This is a genomic window from Acinetobacter sp. 1000160 (genome assembly GCF_000588715.1).
Lineage (GTDB): Bacteria > Pseudomonadota > Gammaproteobacteria > Pseudomonadales > Moraxellaceae > Acinetobacter > Acinetobacter courvalinii.
The window spans coordinates 279,356-303,049 of sequence record NZ_JFWP02000003.1 but is presented as its reverse complement, the minus strand read 5'-3'; the positions used below and the strand labels follow the sequence as shown (position 1 = coordinate 303,049).

The following is a 23,694-nucleotide window of genomic DNA, read 5'->3' as shown; positions in this document are numbered from 1 at the left end:
AATTTTATGAGCCAAGATCAATCATCATCCAATTCAGAACGCGATAAAAATCAAGTGGACAACAAGACTGAAACCCAAGCGTCTGAATCTGCTCAAGCACAGGTGAGCGCGACTGAGCAAGTTGCGCAGCCACAACCTGAGACATCAAATTCCAATACACAGCAGCCACCGAACGAGCCAGCTAAAAAAGGCAAGGCAAAAATCATTGGCCTGATTATTTTGATTCTGCTTTTGGGTTTAATCGCTTTTGGCTTGTGGAAAGCCTATCAACCGCAAGCCATTGAATTGCAAGGTCGGGTTGAGTCAGAAACCGTGCATATCAGCACCAAAGTGCCAAGTCGTATCGAAGAGTTCTATGTTTCTGAAGGCCAGCCGGTTAAGAAAGGTCAGGCACTGGTCCGTTTTGTCAGCCCGGAACTTGAAGCAAAAAAAGAACAGGCTCAAGCAGCTTTACAAAGTGCAACTGCATTCCATTCCACTGTGTATCGTGGTGCTCAACAAGAAAATATTGAGCCCCTGTATGCCAACTGGCAAGCCATGAAAACCCAGGCAGAATTGGCAGCAACCACTTATAAGCGTGGTGAAACCCTTTATCAGCAAGGGGTGATTTCTCGTCAACGTCGCGATGAAATGCGGGCTGCACAGACCTCTGCACGTGAAACTGCCGAAGCTTCTTATCAACAGTATGCCCGTGCCAAACGTGGTAGTACCGAACAACAGAAATCGACTGCGGATGCACAAGTGGCGATGGCGCAAGCGGCAGTCAAAGAAGCCAACGCATTGACAGCAGAAACCAAACTGTATTCACCAACTGACGGAACTGTTTCTAAGACCTATGGTAAACCGACAGAGTTAGTCGCAACAGGCGTGCCTGTGGTCAGTATTATTGAAGATCACGATTTGTGGGTCAGCTTAAATGTTCGCGAAGACATGTACAGCGCTGTGTATCAAATGAAAACCATTGAAGGTTTTATTCCGGCTTTAAATCAGAAAGTCACTTTTAAAGTCAAAAACATTGATGCCGAAGGTGATTTTGCAACCATTAAAACCACGCGTCAAACGGGTGGTTATGACATCCGCAGCTTTAAATTCCACTTGGTGCCCGAGCAACGTATTCCAGATTTAAAAGTCGGCATGAGCGTACTCTTCAAAATCGAAGAGGCCAAATAACCGATGTTTGCTGTCATGCTTCGGGAATTACGCTATCTCAAACGCCATAAAGTCGATCTGTTTATGGCGGTCATTGCCCCATTGCTGGTGATTCTGCTGTTTGGCAGTATGTTTTCAGCCGGTAAGGCTGAGCATCTGCCCATTGTAGTGATTGACCAGGACCAGAGTGAAATGAGCCGTAAGGTGATTCGTAGCTTAAGTCTGAACCATACGTTACAGGTCAAGACCATTACCGCCAGTCAGGATGAAGCCGAACACCTGATCAACAAAACCGAAGCCTGGGGATTCGTGATGATCCCCGAAGGTGCTGAACAACGGCTGGTCAAAGCCCAAGATGCACAAATCAGTATCGCCTATAACCAGTCATTTTTTAGTATCGGGAATACCATTTCCTCAGCCATGCTCATCAGCACCCTGAATGGCATGGCGGAATATATGGGACAAAGCTATCTGTCCAATACAATCCCCTATCTGGACATGCCCACCCCACATATCAAGATCTCGACCCTATATAACCCCAGCATGAGTTATGAGTTATTTCTTGAGCCGTTTATGGTGCCAGCCGTTTTACACTTATTGCTCTGTTGCTGCGTGGCTTTTGCCATAGGGCAAGAGTTTAAGCGCAAAACAGTAGGTGAATGGGTCAGTTCCAAACAAGTGGTTTCCAGCCTACTCGGTAAAATATTGCTCTATGTCTTTATTTTCTGTGCCTGGACCTGGTGCTGGATGTTCTGGTTAGCACAGATCCGCGGTTACTTTATTGCAGGTTCACTCACGCTGATTTTGGTAGCACAATTTTTACTGTATTTTTCCTATGCCGTGATCAGCAGCACCGTAGTACTCGCCACCCAAAATCTGCCTAAAACCTTTGGTTTTATTGCTCTTTATGGTGGTTCTTCACCCAGTTTCTCAGGGATTACATTGCCCTTGAACAATGCGCCTGCATTTACCCAGTTCTGGTCAATGATTATTCCCTACACCCCTTATGCCAAGCTGCAAACCGAACAGTGGATTATCGGCAGCGATCTGCATGTCTCGATGGTTCCCTTTGCTATTTTACTGGTCTTCGGGAGCCTATTCTTTGCATTAAGTGTGCGTCTGTTGAAGAAAAATACTCAGGAGCTGAGCGCATGAAGTCATTTTTCAGCTATTACCTACAGACCTTTAAGAATATTTTTGCCAATAATTCGGTATTCACCACCCTGATTGCAGCAACCCTGCTGTATAGCTTCTTCTACCCAACCGCTTATAAAGCACAAACCGCAGAAGATATTCCGATTGTGATTGTGGATGATGAACAAAGCATTTTGACTTCAAAAATCATTAGTCAGGCCTCGAATAGTCCGCATATCAAGATCACCACGGTGACGGATAACTTTCTTGAAGCCCAACGTATGGTGCAGAACCAGCAAGCTGAAGGCATCTTGTTGCTTCCAGAGAATCTTACCAATAGCTTGAAACGCGGGGAAATGGGTGGCATTGGCCTGTACTTGAGTACAGCCTATTTTATTCGGACCAAAGAGGTTGGCGTGGGTTTGGCAAGCTCAATCGAATACACCCTGAAAGAACATTTAGAGAAATTCGGTAATGCCTCTTCTTTTGAGCCAGAGCTTTCAATTCATCAGATTCCGTTATTCAATACCATGTCAGGTTATGGCAGTTATATCTTCCCTGCTGTGGCCAGCCTGATCATTCACCAAACCATTGTGTTGGGTCTCGCCATGCTGATTGCCAGTTACCGTGAACAGGGCTGGGTGGCTAAACCTGTTGAATTCTGGGCCACATTTGCCGCCATTTTTACCACCGGTTGCCTCAGCTGTCTATATTTATTCGGCTTTACCTTCTGGTTGTATGAATTTCCACACGGTGGCAACTTCTGGGGTATGCTCTTGGCCGTTCCAATCTATGTCAGTTGTGTGATTGGCTTGGGCATGCTGCTCGGTTCACTGGTGGATATGCCGGAACGGGTTGGACATCTGATTGTAGTGACTTCTGTTCCATTGTTCTTACTGACTGGCACAGCCTGGCCGCATGAAGCCATGCCGCACTGGATGCAATGGTTGGCCTGGATATTTCCTTCAACACATGGTGTCCAGATGTTTGTCCAGCTCAATCAAATGGGTGTACCAACCTCTATTGTGGTACCAAAACTGATTTATCTAGCTACTGTCGCTGCAATTTTACTGGCAATTTCTTATTACCGTTTAGTAATGATGCAACCCATAAAAAAAGGAAGCTCATAAGCTTCCTTTTTTATTACCTCAATGATTACGCTTCAGGCGCATCATCTTTTGGCTCAGCAACCACTTCTTCAGAAGTCACTGTTTCAGCTTCGGTATTTTCAACTTCATCTATAGCATCTAACTCTTCGTCATCCTCTACAGCTTCAATCGAAACCACACCCACTAGGGTTTCAGCATCGCTTAAGCGGATCAAGCGTACACCTTGCGCATTACGGCCTGTGGTTGCCACTTCAGCAGCACGAGTACGTACTAATGTACCGCCGTCAGAAATCAACATCAGTTCTTTGCTTTCATCAATCGATACCGCACCCACTAGCTCACCATTACGTTCACTGGTCTTGATCGCAATTACACCCTTACCGCCACGTTTCTTGGTCGGGAAGTCATCTACTGGAGTACGTTTACCATAACCGTTGGCACATGCACACAGCACTTCACCCGTTTCAGGTACAACTACAAGCGAAACGATACGGCTGATGACATTTGAATCTGATGAATCATCATTGTCATCGCTGTCATCATTTTCAACGTCAGCATCTTCAGCTTCGATACTGTTGCTTGCAAAGCTGACGCGCATACCACGTACACCTTTGGCGGTACGACCCATGGCACGAACATCAGTTTCAGCAAAACGGATCGCCTTACCTTCATTCGAGAACAGCATGATCTGCTGGTTACCGTCGGTAATCGCAACACCGATCAAGGTATCTTCATCATTCAGCTCAATTGCGCGTAAACCGTTTGAACGGACATTGCTAAATTGTGCCAGTTCAACACGTTTTACCGTACCTGATGCAGTCGCCATGAATACGTAATGGTTCTCAGGGAATTCAGTCAACGGTAAAATAGCAGTAACGGTTTCATTCGCTTCCAGAGGAAGTAAATTGATAATTGGACGACCTTTGGCGCCACGAGAGGCTTGCGGTACTTCAAATACGCGTAAGCGATATACCTTGCCGACATCGGTAAAGCACAGCACGGTTGCATGGTTCGACGCCACAATTAAATGCTGGATGATGTCATCATCTTTCATTGCAGTGGCAGACTTACCACGACCACCACGACGTTGCGCCTGATAATCAGAAAGCGGCTGGGTTTTCGCATAACCTGTTTGTGAAACTGTCAATACCACCTGTTCTTCAGGAATCAGGTCTTCACGACAGAAATCAACACCAGACTCGACAATCTCAGTACGACGACCATCACCATATTGTTGCAAGATCAACGCCAGCTCTTCACGAATCACGTTCATCAACAAATTGAAGTCATTCAGAATCGCTGTTAATTCAGCAATTTGACCTAAGATTTCAGTATATTCAGCGTGTAACTTGTCTTGTTCCAAGCCCGTTAAACGGTGTAAACGCAATTCTAGAATCGCGCCAACCTGAGTTGGTGACAAGCGATAGATATCACCTGACAAGCCAAACGGACGTGCTGGATCTTCGCCTTCAATCTCGTCTGGACGAACAGAAATCGCGCCTGCTTTTTCCAGTAAGGCAACCACCCCGCCCCCGGCCCATTCGCCAGCCTGTAAACGCTCACGCGCCTCAGCCGGATTGGCAGAAGTCTTGATGGTCTCAATAATGGCATCAATATTAGCCAAGGCAACGGTCAAACCTTCCAAGATATGACCACGCTCACGCGCCTTGCGCAGTTCGTACATGGTACGACGCGTCACAACTTCTTGGCGGTGACGGATAAATGCCGCAATAATATCTTTCAGGTTCATCAACTTAGGCTGACCATTATCCAGGCAGACCATGTTGATACTGAACGAGTTTTGAAGTTGGGTATGCAAGAACAGGTTATTCACTGCAACTTCTGCATTTTCGCCACGTTTCAAGTCGATGGCGATACGCATCCCTTCTTTATCAGACTCGTCACGAAGCTCAGAAATACCTTCAATTTTCTTTTCTTTGACTAACTCGGCAATACGTTCAATGGTTTTTGCCTTGTTGACCTGATAAGGAATTTCAGTAAAGACGATCGTGGTACGACCTGTTTTCTGGTCTTCTTCGAAGTGATATTTACCGCGAATATGCAAACGGCCCTTACCGGTACGGTAGGCATCTACAATGCCCGATTTACCGTAAATAATACCGCCTGTAGGGAAATCCGGGCCCGTGATGTGCTCCATCAACCCTTCTACAGAAATATTCGGATTATTGGCATACGCCAGACATGCATTGACCACTTCGGTCATGTTGTGTGGCGCCATGTTGGTCGCCATACCCACTGCAATACCCGTCGTACCGTTAATCAGTAGATTTGGAATACGCGTTGGCATCACCTGAGGAATACGCTCGGAACCGTCGTAGTTGTCTTCCCAGTCAACCGTATCCTTTTCCAGATCGGCCAAAATTTCATGGGTGAGCTTTTGCATACGAACTTCGGTATAACGCATTGCTGCCGCGCTATCCCCATCGACCGAACCGAAGTTACCCTGACCATCCACCAGCATGTAACGCAAACTAAAGTCCTGCGCCATACGAACGATTGTTTCATATACTGCGCTATCACCATGCGGGTGATATTTACCGATTACGTCACCGACAACACGAGCAGACTTTTTGTACGCTTTGTTATAATCATTGCCCAATTCGTGCATCGCATATAATACGCGACGATGAACAGGTTTTAGACCGTCTCTCACATCTGGCAATGCACGAGATACGATTACGCTCATCGCGTAATCTAGATATGAATGCTTGAGTTCGTCCTCAATGGCAATCGGTCTGATTTCCGATACGCTCATGCATACTCCTTGTTTACAGGTAGAGAGTTGTACCTGTTTTTATGTCTTCAATCTTGCAAAAATTCAGCTCAAAGACTTGAACTAAAATAAAAAATACAGCGAAAAATTATAGCATAAAGCACAAAATAACGGTAAGTTTAAGCCTGCAAAAATAGCATTTTTTTACAATAAAAAGGATATATAAATGAATGACTTAAAATTGCTAAAAACAGAAAAGCGCCGATAAAAATACTTTGCCCAGCGGTTTGGATAAAAAATCAGCAAACCCTGCTGCAAAAGTCGCTGATTTAACGCAATTCCGCATCGGTTAAGCCCCGAGCTAAACCGTTTAAAAAGTCTCTATTTTTATTGATAGGGCTTGGGTGAAAGTTCTGACTGCATCGCCGGCATGAGCTTGTCCTGTTCAGTCACCCGATCCTGCTGCATAAAATAAAAAGCAGAACAGAACAATGCCAGGATAAATGGATTTTCGTAGAGCTCTTCCACGATATCCTGATTTGCAGAATAGCTTAATAACCAAGTATCTATAAAGCGATGATGCTCGACGCTATCGGCGAAAAATAACGATACAACAGCAATCAGCAAATACCAGAACGGCAACTTGAGCTGTTGCCACTTATACTTGATTTCAGCTCTTAAGTGCGGAGAAAACAGCATCAGAACCACAGGTGCAATCACAAAAATTGAAATAATCCGATAATAGACATGCGGAACTTCAGGAAAAAAATCACGCCCCCAACTAATGCTTCGTCCAAAGAACATCAACCACCACGCCATGGCCCAGATCCAGAACCATTTCTTCTGCTCAGTTAAGGTCTTGGGTTTGACATAGAACCAGGTGAACGGAACACAAGCCAATAACACAATGGCCTGAAAGGCCTCCAGAACATGAACATTCCATGTCAACAGTACAGCACTTTGGGCAATGGCTAGAAATGCGGTAAGACATAAGAGGGAGAATAAAAACAATACAACGCCATTTAAGCGGAAATCAAACTTCATTATTCAACAAAAAAACCAGCGAAAATAAAAGTCTAACAAAAGTGTACTAATCAGTACACTTTTAGCTTAATTGAAATTAACCATTAAGAAAAACTTAATTAAATACGATTTAAATCAGTACGTTAAATTAGCTACAGTATCGTTGCATAAAGGAAACGCTCTGTCTCATAAGCTTGAACCTGCTATCAGCAAAGAAAAAATCAAAGCCACCCTTCACTGTTCTGGGCGATATTGGGCTGGAATCCATTGATAGCCATGCGCATTCTTGCCGATATGACCAATGCCGGGAAAAGCCACATGTGCAGCGCCAATCCACCATTGATGCTGATAGGCTTGTTCAAAGATATGTTTACGCACTGCAATAGCACTTCGGGAATCCGTATCCGGTTTATAGCTGGCTTCGGGATAAGGAAATTGCACCGCAGCATAATGCACCACATCCCCCAGTCCCAAAAATTTTTGTCTATTTTGTCCATCCACCAGATATGAGGAATGGCCGTCGGTATGCCCCTGCGTGGTGATCAGCTCAACATTCGGCACATGGAAAGAGCTTTTGGTAAAGGCATTCAACTGCCCTGCTTGCTGATAAGCTTGTAATGCATCGCGGGTCATTTTAAATAAAGGTTTGAAGAAATCAGTGGCTTTTGCTTCGTTCTCTGCTGATGTCCAATAGTCGACATCCGCTTTGGCCAGATATACCTTGGCATTTGGGTAGAGCATTTTTCCGTTTAGGCTAATGCCACATAAATGATCAGGATGGGCATGGGTAATCAAAATCGTATCAATCTGCTCGGGCTGTACCCCTGCCTTTTTCAGGTTTTCCGGAACATGTCCCAAGCTTGGGCCAAAGCATTGGGACGTGCCCGCATCAATTAAAATATTCTGGGTCGGAGTTTGGACCAGATAAGCCGAAAAGTCAGTCACGATCTGATTGTGCTCATCGACAGGTACAAAATTCTGTGCAAATAACTGATTGGCTTTTTCCGATGAAATTCCCAGCAAATCGCTACGAGGCAAGCCAAGTTCGCCGTCAAACAGCGCAGTCACTTTCAGATTTCCAATCGGTTGTAGAAAATATCCTGCGACCTGCTTGAGCTGGGGACTGGATTCAGCATGGACAGTAGCTGTGCTAAACAATAATGCAATCAGGACCGGTTTTAATAATTTCACGTTCATCACCTCGACATTAGATTGATTTAACTCTAAGTATTTCTAGTGTTCAAAATCGCTCAATCATCGACGTGAATCGCTCAATCTGGATGATTACAAAGCTAAAACGTTGGGATCAACCTGATAACGCTGCATAAATCGGGCACGGAACGTCGCAACCGATTGATAGCCGGACTTCGCTGCAATCGTTTTCATCGGCAGTTTGTTTGAATACAACAACTCCAGTGCATAGGCAAGCCGGGCACGGGTAATGATTTCTCTTAGAGAAGTCTGTTCCTGACTGAGTTTACGCCGCAACGTGGCACTGCTTAAACCTAGGCGCGCCTCAAATTCACTGGATTGCCATGCATGTTGTGGCTGCTCCAGCACCCACTGGTAAATTCGTTTGGAGAGTTGTGGAGCAGGAACAATCAGTACATCGGAACACTGCTGTTGACATAGCTGCACTAGTATCGCTGCAATCGACAAACGTGCCTTGACCAGATCCTGTTCAAATAAAGCGGTTTGCCAGCTTAGAAGATGAGGGGCAAAATCATGGATTGAAAACCGTAAGATTGCTTCTGTTTTATCGGTAATTGGCTTGGCCCAGATCATCTGTGCAGCCTGAATCACCTCTTCACACATCGGCACCAGAATGGTTAGATATTCGCCCGTTTCCGGATCTGGAATATTGACGGTATCGGCAACAGTATCGGGTTTGATAATAAACAGGTCACCCGCACTGAGATTCACCTGCTGATGATGCAGCTTTAATTGTTTCTGCCCATGCAGAATCATGCCCATGTGTAACTGGTTCACTTGAATATTCGCTAACCCATGCTGATTTTTCGCCCGAATACATAAGTAATCCCGCGCCATATCTGCACGTGCCAAGCTGACCAGCGAACCATGTAAATGCTGTGCATCCATCGTAGCAGCAGAATCAATATTCATCATCTATCCAATAAAAAACGCCCTTGTGCAATGTATAGCACAAGGGCGTTTTCTTGAATAAGTAGCAGACTATAAATTACAGTTTGCTTACCAATTCTGGAACAACAGTGTTTAAATCACCGACTAACCAGTAGTCAGCAACGCTGTTGATTGGCGCTTCTTCATCTTTGTTGATTGCAACAATCACTTTAGAGTCTTTCATACCTGCCAAGTGCTGAATCGCACCTGAGATACCAATCGCCATATAAAGATCAGGCGCAACGATTTTACCCGTTTGACCAACTTGGAAATCGTTTGGTACGAAGCCAGCATCTACCGCAGCACGTGAAGCACCTTGAGCAGCACCAAGCTTGTCAGCTAATGGGTCAAGGACTTTGTGATAGTTCTCACCAGAACCTACACCACGACCACCAGAAACAACGATACGTGCAGCAGTTAACTCTGGACGATCAAGTTTCACGATTTCTTCGTTTACAAAGGTAGAAATACCAGCGTCTTTTGCTTCAGCAACCGCTTCAACTGCAGCAGAACCACCTTCAGCAGCAACTGCATCAAATGCTGTACCACGAACGGTACCCACGATGATTGCTTCGTCAGATTGAACAGTTGCAATCGCGTTACCTGCATAGATCGGACGCTTGAATGTATTTGCAGATTCAACAGCGATGATGTCTGAAATCATGCTGACGTCAAGAAGTGCAGCAACACGTGGAAGAATGTTCTTACCCGTTGTTGTAGATGCAGCTAATACGTATTTGTAACCGCCTTTCGCGATGTCAGCAACTAAGCCAGCAACGTTTTCAGCCAATTGGTTTGCATAAGCAGCATTGTCAGCAAGTAATACTTTGCTCACACCAGCAACTTTAGCAGCAGCGTCTGCAACTGCTTGAGCGCCAGAACCAGCAACCAATACAGTAATATCACCACCGATTTTTTGAGCTGCCGCAACAACGTTTAAAGTTGCACCGTTAAGTGTCTGGTTGTTGTGATCAGCGATAACTAAAATACTCATGATTTTATCCTTCTGTATTAGATCACTTTCGCTTCGTTTTTCAATTTTTCAACAAGCTCGTCTACAGACTTCACTTGTACGCCAGCTTTACGTTCAGCAGGAGCTTCAACTTTAATTGTTTTAAGCTTAGTACCTGTTGCAACGCCATAATCAGCAGGTGATTTGGTATCAAGTGGCTTTTTACGCGCTTTCATGATGTTTGGAAGAGCAGCATAACGTGGCTCATTCAAACGTAAGTCAGTCGTGATGATTGCAGGAAGTGTAAGCTCAACAGTTTGTAAACCACCGTCGATTTCACGAGTTACCTGAACTTTACCGCCGTCAACTTTAACTTCAGATGCGAAAGTACCTTGACCTGCACCCAGTAAAGCACCAAGCATCTGACCTACTTGGTTAGAGTCGTCATCAATTGCTTGTTTACCAAGAAGAATAAGTTCCGGTTTTTCAGCATCAACTACGCCTTTCAAGATTTTAGCAACTTCAAGAGCGCCAACTTCATCAGCAGTTTCAACTAAAATACCACGGTCAGCACCTAGCGCCATTGCAGAACGAATTTGTTCTTGAGCTTCTTTAGCACCCACTGAAACCACAACGATTTCAGAAACTGTTCCTTTTTCTTTTAAGCGAACCGCTTCTTCCACTGCGATTTCACAGAATGGGTTGATTGACATCTTAACGTTGGTAAGGTCAACCCCACTATTGTCCGGCTTAACACGAACTTTAACGTTGGCATCAACCACACGTTTTACAGCGACAAGAGCCTTCATGTAATCCTCGGCTGTTCTAAGCAAGTAAATGTAATGAAGAGTATTCTAACTCTTCGATTGAAACTTTTTAGGTGCCCTATCTTGCAATGTATTTGGCATTTCGGTCAAGTCACAATTTCCGCTACAGCCATAAAAAACATGAAACGCTCAGTTCACAAATTGAAAATAATGATTCATTCTATTTATTTAGCTCATCAAGATGATGAATATTAAACTTTGATTTTTTTAATATTTTATAAAATTCAACGATCTAAACCAGCATTTTTCATCAGGATTGCAACGATCTGTAACGGATCGTTTCCTGCAAATTTGGTTGCCTTTTCGCTTTTACAAAAACGTGGCAATTAAGTAATAACATCAATTCAACAAATGTACGGAATAAACTGGAAAAGTAGACGACGATTAATCGTTCAAATTTGCAACATAATATATCAGGAACTCGCCTTTTGCGCCCGTGGATGGGTTTGATCATAGACTTTTGCCAACTGATCAAAGTCGACATGGGTATAGATCTGAGTGGTGGAAAGGTTGCTATGTCCCAACATTTCCTGCACGGAACGTAAATCGCCACTAGCAGAAAGCATATGACTGGCAAAACAATGCCGTAATAAATGCGGATGCAGGTCGACATTGACACCTGCTCGTTGCGCTTGCAACTTGACCCGATTTTCAATTTGTCGAGGCGTTAAGGCATTGCCGCGTTGCGAGATAAAAACCGCAGAATCCGCATGAAAGCCGCCTTGCCAGATCCGATAGATTTTTAGCCATTCCACCAGACTGTCTTTGGCTTTGCTTCCAAATGGGACTATGCGGGTTTTATTGCCTTTACCAGTGATACGTAATAACTGCCGATTGAAATCAATATCCTTAATGCTTAAGCCTTGCAATTCTGCCAGACGCAAACCACTGGAATATAGCAGTTCCAGCATGGCTTTATCGCGTAGCCATAATTGCTGCTCAACAGGTTTTTCGGGGGCAGCCTGATCTAGAATTTGATGAACCGTCTCAATATCAATCATGCCCGGTAAAGGACGTGGCTGGCGCTTTAATTTAAAATCTTCAGATGGATTCTGCTCCAGATATTGCCCTTGCTCTGCCCACTTCATAAATTGGCGAATAGAAGTCAAATGTCGCTGTAGCGTGCTGGAACTCAATTGATCCCGCTCAACCCGGGCAGCCAGATATTCTCTCAGGTCTGAAGCTTCAATATCCTGGAGTTGTAATTGCTTTTGTTCACAAAACCGGAAGAAATCAGTCAAGTCGCGTTGATAGGCCGCAATGGTATGTTCCGACTGATTTTGAATCATCCGTTCTTTTAACCACATGGATAGAAGTTTTGCAGGGGTTTCCAAATGACGCTCCATGCTGAAAACAAGACCTAGCGACAGTCTAGCAAATTTTTCCCTCGATTCCTGCTAAACCTACTCGAACAATGTAGTGCACTGTACTACAATCATTTTTCAAGTTTTAAGTGGTGTCCTCATCATGACAACAATGCTTATTCCCTATCTGATCGCAATTACACTGCTGACCATTACCCCCGGGCTTGATACCACGCTAATTATCCGTACCGCAACGCTTGAAGGTAAGGCCAAAGCATTTCAAGCGGCCTTGGGGATTAATCTGGGTTGTATCGTGTGGGGAGTTATTGTGGCCTGTGGATTGGGCGCCTTATTGATGACCTCAGATCTGGCCTTTAATCTTTTAAAATGGATGGGCGCCATTTATCTAGCCTGGTTAGGACTCAATCTGATCTTAAAACCTCGTAGCCAACTCGCTGGTCTGAATGATTCTACGACGGCGCAAAACTGGTTTATCAAAGGTTTTTGGGGCAATTTGCTTAATCCTAAAGTCGGTATTTTTTATATTTCCTTTTTACCGCAGTTTATTCCCCAGTCCTCTTCTCCAATCATCTGGACCATGGGATTAGTGATGATTCATGTGATGATTGGGTTGTTTTGGTCGATATTCCTGATTGTTGCAATGCAGTCCATTTCAGCCTATTTAAAACAACCCAAATTTATTCAATATATGGATCGGATCACAGGTAGTGTGTTTATCCTATTTGCACTCAAGCTGGCTTTGAGCAAACGATAAAGCATAAAAAAAGCGTGCTGATCACAGCACGCTCAATACCAATTTCAATCACGCTCTAAATTTTTTAAATAATCGTTTATCTGTATGGCAACTTGTTCAGCATATTTCTCTGCAAGTTGATGATCACCGCCTTCAACAATATAGAGTTTGGATTTTTGCAAAATCTGATTTAAATATTCACCTACCTCAATCGGACTAATCGGATCTTGATCACCCCAGATCAATAAAGTGTCCACCTTAATATCTGATAAAGATTGCTCATAATCGACTTTCGTTGTTACAAACCAATCAGGATATTCGACATATTCCTGTCGATAAAACTGACGCCAGTCTTGAACTTCAAAGCGGTCTAAATTAATTCCACCCGAAGTTGCGATCAATATCAAACCTTTAACCAATTCTGTTTTTTGTAATACCGCAGCTATAGCAAAGATTCCACCCATGGATTGAGCAATAAGAATAGAAGGTTGCTGAATCTGTGCAATCACATAATTGCTCAGATCATTAAAACTGTGAATATCAGGATCTGTTGCCATTCCATGAAAACCGGGATACGTAATCACTTGCGTTGTATAATGATTAGGAAGCTGTGCAATCAGAGGATTCCAAAATTGTATATCGCCTGATGCGCCCGCAAGAAAGACTAAGTTCATCTCATCAGCCATCTATCAATTGTGTAAGCAAAGGCTCAACCATTTCCTTCGCTCTTAACTGCTGTAACCATACAGGAGGAATATTCTCATCTCCAAAAGCAAGTCCTGCCAATCCACCAGCCACACATGCTGTTGTATCTGTATCACGCCCCAAAGAAATTGCTTTTTTTATCACAGCTTGGTAGCTTGACTCTTGTAAGGCTAAATAAGCTGATTTTAGGCAATCTACCACATAACCACTTCCCGTTCCCTTCTCCAAATCATCAGGGCGGATAAAAAATTCTAATTGTTCCAATTCATCTGGCCGATTTCCACAATATCCTCTTAAGATAGTCACAGCATGTGACCACGCCGTATTAATCGTCATCCCTTTTAAAATATATCTCGCCCATAAACAATATAAAGCACAACATACTTTTGAGCGTAGATGCGCATGGGTAATATGAGATTGTAAATAGGCAGCTAAAATTAATGCCTCGTCCGCCCCTTGATGCCACAACGCTAATGGTAAAACCCTCATCAATGCCCCATTGCCGTTGGCATGTTCATCATCAATCGCGACTTGCATAATTGGCGTGCCTTGTAAATATTGCCGAATGGCTGTGGCCGTCTGCACGCCTACATCAAATACATGATAATCAGGAGCCATATATCCAAACTGATACCAATTCGCGATACGATTCATTAAATCAATTGGGTCTAACTTTTGACAATGAAGTAAAGATGCCAGTAAACACAAAGCTTGTGCACCATCATCTGACCATGTCCCCACTGGAATATCCGGATAGGTTCGACTAAAATTTTTAGGCGGAATCATATCGATATCAACAAAATGTGGAAGTTGTTCAGGTAGGTTAAATTCATAAGGCACACCAACCGCATCACCGATTAATAAACCATAAATAGCACCACGAATCTTATTTTTCATTTTTCTCTCATTTTATTATTGTAAAAATAAAAGGTAAAAAGTCCAAGCTCAGACTTTTTACCTATAATCAGTCTAATTTAGCCCTGAAAATATCTTAAATCCAGACGGGCATCATAGACATGCGTGGTTGGACCTGTCATCCACACCACATCCCCTTCACGCCAAGCAATGTGTAATTTACCGCCCGCAAGCTGAACTTCAACTTCATTGGCAAGTAAACCACGGCGCATACCACTGACTGCGGCAGCGCAAGCCCCTGTACCACAGGCCAACGTCTCGCCAACGCCACGCTCATACACACGTAAACGGATATGCTTTTCATCCAGAATTTGCATAAACCCCGCATTAACACGTGCAGGGAAACGCGCATGTGATTCCACTTGCGGACCGATACGCTCCACATCTGCAGTCAGTACATCTGGAACAATGGTTACTGCATGCGGATTCCCCATGTTCACCACATCAATATTAATGCTTTGATTGTCTGCCAATGCCAGTGTATATAAGCCTTCAGTATCTTCATGCGCTTGCGTCACAAACGGAATCTCTTCTGGAAGAAACTTCGGTTGCCCCATATTGACACGCACCCAACCGTTAGCACCCAATTCAGGTTCAACAATCCCTGCTTTGGTTTGCACACGGATTTTGGTTTTGGTGGTCAGTTGACGCTCATGGACAAAACGGGCAAAACAACGCACCCCATTACCGCATTGTTCCACTTCAGAACCATCGGCATTGAAAATTCGATATTTAAAATCAACGTCCGGTAAATCAGGTGGCTCAACAATCAATAGCTGATCAAAACCCACCCCAAAATGACGATCTGCCAAACGCTGAATCGTGACTGTATCTAAATAAGCACGCTGGGTCACCAGGTCAACGACCATAAAATCATTGCCCAAACCATGCATTTTGGTAAATTCTAAATACATCTCAACTTATTCCTCAGGCAATAAACGTTCTTTTTCCCAAAGTGATTCTATGGTTTCACGCTCACGAATTAAATAGGCTTGATCACCACTGACCATCACTTCGGCAGCTCGGCCACGGGTATTGTAATTAGAGCTCATCACAAAACCGTATGCACCTGCACCCAGCACCGCCAGTACATCATTTTCCTGAAGCGCCAAGTCGCGCTCTTTACCGAGGAAATCGCCAGTTTCACAGATCGCACCGACCAAATCCCATGTTTTCACTTCAACATCAGCACTCGGATTCACCGATTGAATATCCATCCAAGCTTCATATAAAGCTGGGCGAATCAAGTCATTCATGGCCGCATCAATAATGGCAAAATTACGGTGGCTGGTTGGTTTGAGTAAATCCACTTTGGTTAATAATGCGCCCGCATTGGCAGAAATACTACGCCCCGGCTCCATATAGACTTTGAGGCCCAGCTTTTCTAAAGCTGGACGCATGGCATTGGCATATTCTTCAACACTTGGCGGCGTTTCATCTTTATAACGCACACCCAAACCACCGCCAATATCAATATGTTTGAGGTTGATCCCCAGACTTTTCAACTGCTCGATCATTAAAATGACACGATCCAGTGCATCGACAAAGGGTTGCGTTTCCGTCAACTGCGAACCGATATGGCAATCGATTCCGACAATCTCTAGATTCGGCAATGACGCTGCATATTGATAGGTTTCATTCACCGTATCGCTTGGAATGCCAAACTTGTTTTCTTTCAAACCGGTTGAGATATAAGGATGCGTATTGGCATCTACATCAGGATTTACACGTAACGAAACCGGAGCTTTTTTGCCAAGTTTTGCTGCGACTTTCTGAATGCGGTCCAGTTCGGCATGCGACTCCACATTGAAGCAGGCAATCCCAACATTTAAAGCCTTTTCGATATCGGCTTCAGATTTACCCAAACCCGAGAAAACAATTTTTGAAGGTTCACCACCTGCTGCCAGTACCCGTGCCAATTCGCCACCTGTTACGATGTCAAAACCCGCACCCACTTTTGCCAATACACGAAGAACAGCCAGATTTGAGTTTGACTTCACTGCAAAACAGATTTGATGATCCATAAAATCAAAAGCACGATGCATATCCAAATAATGCTTTTCAAAAGCGGCTTTTGAATACACATATAAAGGTGTGCCATATTGCTGTGCGAGCTGATCCAGTGAACATTGCTCAGCGTGCAATACTCCATTAATGCGAGTGAAACTCATGAAGATGTCCTTATTTACAAACTTAAGGTGAGATGGTCTGTGATTGCGGCAATGATGTTGCCTGGCTGTCCTGTTCTACTTCATCAGTGTTTACATCAGATGAGGTTTTAGCCTGAGTTGCTTCATTTTTATAAAGCAGATATTTTGCGCGTTTGTCTTGGTTTGGATCAGATGGCAAATGCAATTCACCCGTCTGGCCACAGGCAGTTAAAACAATACTGCTTAATAATAAACTGATCGAACAAATGACTTTAAGCATCTGAGCACCTAACTTTTACAATTCGGAGCAGTATAGCGTGATCATTGGATTGGCTAAAGTCTAAACTTGAATGAATCAGGCAATAACCATAAAAAAACGCCGACCTCGAGGTCGGCGTTTTTAGCAATCAACATGGTTACTGCTTATTTTTTTCTATAAAAGAAATAACCAATCGCCAGAATGACAAACCAGATCGGGCTGACTTTGAGCGATTCTAATGTGGTTTCATCCAGTGCAAGGAAGTAAATCGTTGCAAGGAAGAATAAAATCACGACCCAGCAAGTGAACACTCCACCTGGAAGTTTAAAGCTTGATTGCGCATGCAACTCTGGACGGTTTCTGCGGTAGTTAATATAACTCCACATGATAATGATCCATACGCAGATGAACAGAATGGTTGAGAGCGTTGTTGCGAGCGTAAATGCTGTTACTTCATCATTGGTACCGGTCTGCAACTTATAAACAAACTGCACAAATGCACCGATAAAGATACAGATTGACGAGAAGATCAATGCTTTTGATGGAACAGCCGATTTAGACAGTTTTCCAAACAGTTTAGGCGCTTGTTGATCTGTCGATAGACCAAACAACATACGACTGGTCGAGAAAACACCACTGTTCATGGATGACATCACCGAAGACAATACCACCAGATTCATGATAATCGCAGCCGAGGCAATACCAGCTTGTGAGAAGATGTTAACGAATGGGCTGACTTTAGGATTGATCTGATCCCAAGGCGTCACACACATCACCACAAACAAGGCCAATACATAGAAAATAATGATACGGATCGGAATCGAGTTAATCGCTTTCGGTAGGTTACGTTTTGGATCTTGCGTTTCAGCAGCCGTGGTACCGACCAGTTCCACCCCGACAAAGGCGAAAATTGCAATCTGGAAGCCCGCTAAAAACCCTTCCAGACCTTTCGGGAACATGCCGCCATGGGTCCAGAGATTTGAAACACTTGCGACTGTTCCTGAAGCATTGGTAAAGCCGGTAAAGATCATCCATAGGCCCACCGCAATCAACACAATAATTGCAGTAATCTTCACCATTGCAAACCAGAACTCCATTTCACCGAATAATTTAACGGTGACCAGATTCAGGCCCAGTACAAACATGATCGCGACCGTACTAATCAGCAATCCGCCTAATGGGGTAAACGACTCTCCGCCATTAAAGAACTCCAGATAGTAAATAATGGCCGATAAATCAGCGATACCGATGGTGACCCAACAGAGCCAGTAGGTCCAGCCAACAAAATAACCTGCCCAAGGGCCGATCAGATCGGTCGATAAATCGATAAAAGATTTGTAGTTCAGGTTAGACAGTAACAGTTCCCCTAATGCACGCATTACGAAGAACACCATCAAACCAATGGTCATATAAATAAACAGGATAGATGGCCCAGCCAAACTGATGGTTTTACCAGACCCCATGAACAATCCTGTTCCGATTGCACCGCCAATCGCAATCAACTGTAGATGTCGATTAGATAGACTACGGTGAAGTCCGCTTTGCTCAGCAGCCTCACTCAGATTTTGATTCGACATTTTACAAAAACTCTCCAGTGTTTTTAATCCCTTAGCTAAAACCAGCTGTTTATAACGATACATACCCTTTTCAGTATCTTTTTTCGCTATCCATGCTTGGGCTTGTTTTAGCTAAGTAATGTTGTACCTGTATTTGTCAAAATACAATTGAATTCGATCATACGCACAAGGCCAAAACAATACAATGAACTTGTGCGGGCAACTTGGTCACCCTGAAGAAGCAATAAAAAAAAGAAGTGGCAATAAAGGCCACTTCTTAGCTATGCAAAAATGAATTTATAACTTAATCATCAGATCTTGACTGCTGTTTACGTTTAAGACGCTCTTCCCAGAAGGTTGCATTACGGATGCCGAGTTTTACCGGATCAAAAACGAACTCCTTAACCCCTGCTTTCTGTTGCTCTTCGTAATCCTTCAAGGCTTTGATGGTCGGTTTCCACACAAAATAGGTCACGATAATACCAATAATATTGATCCAGGCCATGAGGCCTACCCCAATATCACCGATACCCCAGATATAACCGGTTGCACTGATAATGCCGTAGGCAACTGAAAGAATAATAAAACACTTGGTAATAAAGAGCAGTGAAGGTGTTTTGGTGATATAGCTCAGATAGGTAATATTGGTTTCTGCAATATAGTAATAAGCGACAATGGTCGTAAAGGCGAAGAAGAATACAGCCAGCGCTACAAAAATCTGACCAAAACCTCCAAAAACTGTGCTGACTGCCATTTGGGTAAATGCAGGTGAACCGATTTCGGTTGCCGGCGAAACATGCTGCACAATAAACTGCCCGGCTTCTAAAGTGCCTTGTACGTTATACATACCTGTAATCAGGATCATAAAGGCTGTTGCTGAACATACAAACAGGGTATCTACATAAATCGAGAAAGCCTGTACAAAGCCTTGCTGTGCCGGATGTTGCACTTCTGCAGCTGCAGCAGCATGTGGCCCTGTGCCTTGCCCCGCTTCATTGGAATAAACACCACGTTTTACTCCCCAACCAATTGCAGCACCGATCCCGGCCATCGGTGAAAAAGCATCTGTAAAAATGAGCTTGATTACCCCAGGCAATTCCTGAATGTTCATGACTACAATAATTACCGCCATCAGGATATAACCCAGTGCCATAAAAGGTACCACCAGCTCTGCAAAGCGCGCAATCCGTTTAATGCCGCCAAAAATAATAATCGACAGTAAAGACACCACCACAATCAGCGCCAGCAATTTGAACACACCGATATCGCCAAAGACAATGGCACCCTGGCCGGTAATCTGGGTAAAGGCGTTCCCGACGGCATTGGCCTGAATTCCCGGCAAAAACAGACCACAAGAAACAATGGCAGCAATCGCAAACAGAATCCCTAACCAACGCTGGCCTAAACCCCGGTCAAAGTAAAAAGCAGGACCACCACGATATTGCCCCTGATATTCAACCTTATAAATTTGACCGAGGGTGGACTCGACATAGGCAGTACTGGCGCCGAGAAATGCCCCCAGCCACATCCAGAACACCGCGCCTGGGCCACCGAAGCCAATCGCTGCTGCCACACCGGCGATATTACCGACCCCGACCCGTCCCGATAAGGAGACCGACAAGGCCTGAAATGAAGAAATTCCCTGTGCGGAGGAGGAACCATTAATTAACAGTTTCGCCATTTCCTTGATCTGACGAACCTGTACAAACCGAGTTAAAATAGAAAAAAATAAACCAGCACCGAGGCATAAATAGATTAGCGCTGGACTCCAGATAATTCCATTTACCCAATTTACAATCTCTGCTGCACTCATAGACATCAACCTTTATTATATATTTTGAAAAGATAGTCACTGTTGAATTTTTCATTCGTCTGAGCATGAGCAATATCTATGCCATTCGATCAAAATCTCCTGACAACAAATAAGCAAATACACCAACACCATCCATGGAAAAAGTGAATTGAACAAAAAAAGCGATTGCTAAAAACACACGGTCTATAACTTGTAAAAGTCGTATATCATGTTATTTTTCTGAGCACTTCCCTTTAACCAATCTGCGACGAAATCATGCCGTCTTCGTTTTGTTATTCCTTAAACAACGATGGACATGTTTAGAAATTTTTCGTCCTGATTCTTTTTTATCTAATTTTAAGAAAGTTTTCAATTTTATCTTATGGCAAAAATTAAATCCGTTTACAGATGTGAACAATGTGGTGCAGATCATCCGAAATGGGCAGGTCAATGTTCAGAGTGTGGTGAATGGAATAGCCTGCTCGAAGTCCGTGTTGAACCGGTGGTGACACATCGTGGCCAGCCTAAGATGGGCGGAGGTTATGCCGGGCAAGTGGCGAATCTGACTACACTTAACCAGATCTCGGTTTCACAGGAAACCCGTCTCCAAACCGGGATTAGCGAGTTTGACCGGGTCTTGGGTGGCGGACTGGTGACGGGTTCAGTGGTCTTGATTGGCGGTGACCCGGGGATTGGTAAGTCAACCATCCTGCTGCAAACCGCAACGCATATGGCCAGTAAGAAAAGCTCTGCGCTGTATGTCACTGGTGAGGAATCCCTATCACAGGTTGCCTTGCGTGCCCAGCGCCTCGATCTGCCGACCGATTCGCTGAAAGTCATGGCTGAAACCTGTGTCGAACGGATTTGTGAAGTACTGGCTCAAGAACGCCCTGCTGTTGCAATTCTGGATTCGATTCAGACGCTGTATACCGAAACCTTACAGTCAGCGCCAGGCGGCGTATCGCAAATTCGTGAATCTGCAGCTTTATTAACCCGTTTTGCCAAAAATAGCGGCACGGCTTTATTCCTTGTGGGTCACGTGACCAAAGAAGGCGCGCTGGCAGGTCCACGTGTTTTAGAACATATGGTCGATTGTGTGCTGTATTTCGAAGGCCAGTCCGACTCACGTTACCGTATGATCCGTGCGGTCAAGAACCGTTTTGGTGCAGTCAATGAACTGGGCGTATTCGGCATGACCGATAAAGGTCTACGTGAAGTTGCCAATCCTTCCGCAATTTTCCTGAGTCGTTATGATGAAGCCATTCCGGGTTCAATCGTGATGATTAGCCGTGAAGGCACTCGCCCACTTCTGGTCGAAGTTCAGGCACTGGTGGATGATGCGCATGGGCAGCCACGTCGCGTGGCACTCGGTTTGGAACAAAACCGTTTAAACATGCTCTTGGCGGTGATGCACCGCCATGGAGGTGTGCAAACCTCAGGACAAGACGTTTATGTCAATGTGGTGGGCGGTTTAAAAATTACCGAGACTGGTTCTGATCTGGCGGTATTACTGGCCTGTGCGTCCAGCCTAAGAGGCAAAGCCTTACCACAACAACTGGCTGTTTTTGGCGAGGTAGGTTTATCCGGCGAGATTCGCCCTGTACCGAATGGTCAGGAACGTTTAAAAGAAGCGGCCAAACATGGCTTTAAGTATGTAATTTTACCGCGAGGCAATGCCCCACAAAAATCGGTTGATGGGGTCCAAATCATTGCTGTGGCACGTTTGCATGAAGCCTTAACCGAAGCCATGCAGCTCAGTGATGAGCTATAACCCGCGTCTGACATAAAAAAACATACTTTTCTAGTTGAAATTCGATGTAAATACCTTCATAAATACATTTACAAATTGAATTTAAATAGGAAATTTCGATGCAAGTACACCAGCGTGGCTTGATGGCAGCTCTTTTGATGGCAACTTTGGTCGCTGCACCGCTTGCGGAAGCAAAACGTGTAGGTGGCGGTAAAAGCCATGGCATGAGCAGATCTAGTTCATCTAGCCAATCTTACCAGCCGTCACGTCAAGCAGCGCCAGCGCCTCAACAACAAACTGCGCCTCAACGATCAGGTCCAGGTGTGGGCTCTATGGTTGCTGCGGGTGTCGCAGGCGCAGCGGTTGGTGCTGTAGCTGCCAATGCATTGGCGGATGAAAAACAACATAACCCGACTACAACCGAGCAAGAACAAGCTGCTCAGCAAGCACAACAGCAACAGGAAGAAAAAGGTGGAATTCCTGGCTGGATCTGGGTCCTTCTTGCTGCTGCCATCGCCTTCTTTGTGTTCCGCAAATTGGGCGCAAAAAAAAAATTAGCCAGCAATAACCCTTACGCACCTAACAATGGCGGTCAAAACAACTTTGGCCGTCAGGTTCCACCTCAAGCAGCACCACGTCAATCAGCGGATAATACCAATATCTTTGGTCAGTCTGTCGCTGGTGGTAGCGCTGCGCCTCAAGCGCCATTTGGTGGTGCGTCTATGAGCAGTGGCAATCAATTACCAGATGGCACTGAACCTGCTGCCTTCTTACGTATTGCCCGTCAGCGTTTTAATCATATTCAATCGGTTAACAGCGCCAGCAATATTGAGGAAATCCGTCGTTATTTAACCCCTGAGCTTTATAGTTCAATGCACAGCGATATCATGGCCAATCAGGATCAGGATGTTGCCGAGTTTAGCAATCTGAATGCGATGGTGGTCGAAAGTACGACTGAAAATGGTCAATATGTGGTGAGCGTACGCTTTACCGGCACAGTAAGTGAAGATTTGAACAGCTTGCCACAACCTTTTACTGAGATCTGGCATTTTGTAAAACCTGCCGGTTCACAACAAGACTGGGTGGTTGCAGGAATTCAACAAGCTTAATTGTCTTGAGTATTAAAAAAAGAGCTATTTCGATAGCTCTTTTTTTTATGGCGCTTATTTTAACAGGAACAAAAAAAGCCATTCCCTAGAGAATGGCGGAGTGTAAAACAACAAAATTATCGTTCTTATTGAGATAGGTCAGCACAACCTGGCACGATCTGTCTATTGATACTAACGGATAAATGCTTTAAAAAATATTCCTCTTTTGGGGAATAAAACGCTTTTGTTGGGGCCATTTTCAAGAATAGCCGTCGAAACCTAGACGTTAGTGAATTTTTACCTGAAACATCCCCACCTAAAGCCGCTCCTACGCCATTTCACCAGATCACT

20 protein-coding genes are annotated in these 23,694 nt (G+C 44.4%); 6 read left to right on the top strand and 14 right to left on the bottom strand.

Annotation, left to right across the window (positions count from 1 at the left end; translation table 11 throughout):
• Positions 1 to 6: 6 nt before the first annotated feature.
• The 3 genes from J699_RS10940 to J699_RS10950 are packed head-to-tail and all read left to right on the top strand — an operon-like array spanning position 7 to position 3,413.
• On the top strand, positions 7 to 1,170 hold the full coding sequence (locus tag J699_RS10940) for an HlyD family secretion protein (RefSeq protein ID WP_032882800.1): 1,164 nt from the start codon (positions 7 to 9) through the stop codon (positions 1,168 to 1,170).
• A 3-nt stretch (positions 1,171 to 1,173) separates the two neighbouring features.
• Positions 1,174 to 2,304: an ABC transporter permease gene (locus J699_RS10945; RefSeq protein WP_032882799.1), complete on the top strand. Its 1,131-nt coding sequence runs from the start codon at positions 1,174 to 1,176 to the stop codon at positions 2,302 to 2,304.
• Positions 2,301 to 3,413 (top strand): ABC transporter permease, encoded by a 1,113-nt coding sequence (locus J699_RS10950; RefSeq protein WP_032867499.1) that lies wholly within the window; start codon positions 2,301 to 2,303, stop codon positions 3,411 to 3,413. Before J699_RS10945 ends, J699_RS10950 begins: the two co-directional genes overlap by 4 nt.
• Before the next feature lie 25 nt (positions 3,414 to 3,438).
• Here J699_RS10950 and gyrA read toward each other — a convergent pair whose 3' ends face one another.
• From gyrA to xerA, 7 genes are all read right to left on the bottom strand, one after another.
• Entirely contained in the window at positions 3,439 to 6,168 is a 2,730-nt protein-coding gene (gyrA, locus tag J699_RS10955) for a DNA gyrase subunit A (RefSeq protein WP_032867502.1), read from the bottom strand.
• Positions 6,169 to 6,513: 345 nt separating this feature from the next.
• On the bottom strand, positions 6,514 to 7,170 hold the full coding sequence (locus J699_RS10960) for a hypothetical protein (RefSeq protein ID WP_032867504.1): 657 nt from the start codon (positions 7,168 to 7,170) through the stop codon (positions 6,514 to 6,516).
• A gap of 213 nt (positions 7,171 to 7,383) precedes the next feature.
• Positions 7,384 to 8,346, bottom strand: a complete 963-nt coding sequence (locus J699_RS10965; protein ID WP_416202133.1) for an MBL fold metallo-hydrolase — start codon at positions 8,344 to 8,346, stop codon at positions 7,384 to 7,386.
• 87 nt (positions 8,347 to 8,433) lie between these two features.
• Positions 8,434 to 9,273 (bottom strand): helix-turn-helix transcriptional regulator, encoded by an 840-nt coding sequence (locus J699_RS10970; protein ID WP_032867507.1) that lies wholly within the window; start codon positions 9,271 to 9,273, stop codon positions 8,434 to 8,436.
• 76 nt (positions 9,274 to 9,349) lie between these two features.
• Positions 9,350 to 10,285 carry an FAD-binding protein gene (locus J699_RS10975; RefSeq protein WP_004771288.1) on the bottom strand — a complete coding sequence of 312 codons (936 nt, stop codon included), beginning with the start codon at positions 10,283 to 10,285 and terminating at the stop codon, positions 9,350 to 9,352.
• A 17-nt stretch (positions 10,286 to 10,302) separates the two neighbouring features.
• A complete protein-coding gene (locus tag J699_RS10980; RefSeq protein WP_032867509.1) occupies positions 10,303 to 11,052 on the bottom strand; it encodes an electron transfer flavoprotein subunit beta/FixA family protein in 750 nt (249 codons plus the stop codon).
• Between the two features lie 431 nt (positions 11,053 to 11,483).
• The gene (gene xerA, locus J699_RS10985; protein ID WP_162137922.1) at positions 11,484 to 12,377 is read right to left on the bottom strand and encodes a site-specific tyrosine recombinase/integron integrase; all 894 of its coding nucleotides are present in this window, start codon (positions 12,375 to 12,377) and stop codon (positions 11,484 to 11,486) included.
• Positions 12,378 to 12,537: 160 nt separating this feature from the next.
• On the opposite strand from xerA, the gene J699_RS10990 reads away from it, so the two are divergent.
• The gene (locus J699_RS10990; protein ID WP_032867511.1) at positions 12,538 to 13,149 is read left to right on the top strand and encodes a LysE family translocator; all 612 of its coding nucleotides are present in this window, start codon (positions 12,538 to 12,540) and stop codon (positions 13,147 to 13,149) included.
• A gap of 44 nt (positions 13,150 to 13,193) precedes the next feature.
• Here the strand turns inward: J699_RS10990 and J699_RS10995 are convergent, their stop codons facing one another.
• The 7 genes from J699_RS10995 to J699_RS11025 form a co-directional block, all read right to left on the bottom strand.
• Entirely contained in the window at positions 13,194 to 13,802 is a 609-nt protein-coding gene (locus J699_RS10995) for an alpha/beta fold hydrolase (protein ID WP_032868252.1), read from the bottom strand.
• A 4-nt stretch (positions 13,803 to 13,806) separates the two neighbouring features.
• Positions 13,807 to 14,730, bottom strand: coding sequence for an ADP-ribosylglycohydrolase family protein (locus tag J699_RS11000; RefSeq protein WP_032867513.1), 924 nt, complete (start codon positions 14,728 to 14,730; stop codon positions 13,807 to 13,809).
• A gap of 77 nt (positions 14,731 to 14,807) precedes the next feature.
• Entirely contained in the window at positions 14,808 to 15,662 is an 855-nt protein-coding gene (dapF, locus tag J699_RS11005; protein WP_032867514.1) for a diaminopimelate epimerase, read from the bottom strand.
• Between the two features lie 6 nt (positions 15,663 to 15,668).
• Positions 15,669 to 16,919: a diaminopimelate decarboxylase gene (lysA, locus tag J699_RS11010; RefSeq protein ID WP_032867515.1), complete on the bottom strand. Its 1,251-nt coding sequence runs from the start codon at positions 16,917 to 16,919 to the stop codon at positions 15,669 to 15,671.
• Between the two features lie 22 nt (positions 16,920 to 16,941).
• Complete coding sequence (gene lptM / locus J699_RS11015) at positions 16,942 to 17,178, bottom strand: LPS translocon maturation chaperone LptM (protein WP_005229357.1); 237 nt, start codon at positions 17,176 to 17,178, stop codon at positions 16,942 to 16,944.
• Between the two features lie 143 nt (positions 17,179 to 17,321).
• On the bottom strand, positions 17,322 to 18,734 hold the full coding sequence (locus tag J699_RS11020; RefSeq protein WP_032871928.1) for an amino acid permease: 1,413 nt from the start codon (positions 18,732 to 18,734) through the stop codon (positions 17,322 to 17,324).
• 283 nt (positions 18,735 to 19,017) lie between these two features.
• The gene (locus J699_RS11025) at positions 19,018 to 20,526 is read right to left on the bottom strand and encodes an alanine/glycine:cation symporter family protein (RefSeq protein WP_032882798.1); all 1,509 of its coding nucleotides are present in this window, start codon (positions 20,524 to 20,526) and stop codon (positions 19,018 to 19,020) included.
• Positions 20,527 to 20,887: 361 nt separating this feature from the next.
• On the opposite strand from J699_RS11025, the gene radA reads away from it, so the two are divergent.
• Both radA and J699_RS11035 read left to right on the top strand, forming a co-directional pair.
• A complete protein-coding gene (radA, locus tag J699_RS11030; protein WP_032867516.1) occupies positions 20,888 to 22,276 on the top strand; it encodes a DNA repair protein RadA in 1,389 nt (462 codons plus the stop codon).
• Between the two features lie 98 nt (positions 22,277 to 22,374).
• Positions 22,375 to 23,364 carry a Tim44 domain-containing protein gene (locus J699_RS11035; RefSeq protein WP_032867518.1) on the top strand — a complete coding sequence of 330 codons (990 nt, stop codon included), beginning with the start codon at positions 22,375 to 22,377 and terminating at the stop codon, positions 23,362 to 23,364.
• The last annotated feature ends 330 nt before the right edge of the window (positions 23,365 to 23,694 follow it).